Origin of the sequence: Aliirhizobium wenxiniae (assembly GCF_019511445.1) — a bacterium.
Taxonomy (GTDB): domain Bacteria; phylum Pseudomonadota; class Alphaproteobacteria; order Rhizobiales; family Rhizobiaceae; genus Neorhizobium; species Neorhizobium wenxiniae_A.
In genome coordinates this window covers 1-410 of record NZ_JAEUAN010000092.1, presented here as the reverse complement: position 1 = coordinate 410, position 410 = coordinate 1, and the positions used below count along the sequence as shown (strand labels likewise).

Annotated in this window: 2 pseudogenes; one reads left to right on the top strand and one right to left on the bottom strand. The window is 57.6% G+C overall.

Features of this window, described 5'->3' with window-relative positions:
• Window positions 1-172, bottom strand: a pseudogene (locus JNB91_RS31575) (IS110 family transposase); the annotation flags it as partial.
• Between the two features lie 105 nt (window positions 173-277).
• On the opposite strand from JNB91_RS31575, the pseudogene JNB91_RS31840 reads away from it, so the two are divergent.
• A pseudogene (locus JNB91_RS31840) lies at window positions 278-410 on the top strand (IS110 family transposase); the annotation flags it as partial.

Below are 410 nucleotides of genomic sequence, written 5' to 3'. Positions count from 1 at the left end.
GGGCAGCTCCTCGCTTCGCCAATTTTTCCACGATGCTCGTCACCGCGTTAGGATCCGAGGCTATGTCCCCATAAAACCTTACTTCACCACCCCGCTCGCCATCCGCGACGGCTACAGAAATCTTCAGGTTCGAGACGTCCAAACCGACAAAAAGCCTGTTATGCTGATCCATGGTTCACCCTCGCTAAGCTTGGGGCTCGGCTTCGGCCAATCCGAAGCACCCCCCGATCTCAGCTTATCGCGGGGGTGAGCCACCTTCACCCCGAGAACATACGGTCTTAGCAAGTCAACCTGGCTGGTGACAGCCCTATCCCCTTGTAGCGAGAAGATGTCCCGCCACACCATCGAGGGCGGTGACATCGTCAGCCTGTTCGCATGCTTTGAAGCGCTTCGCCAGAAAGCCAAACGGC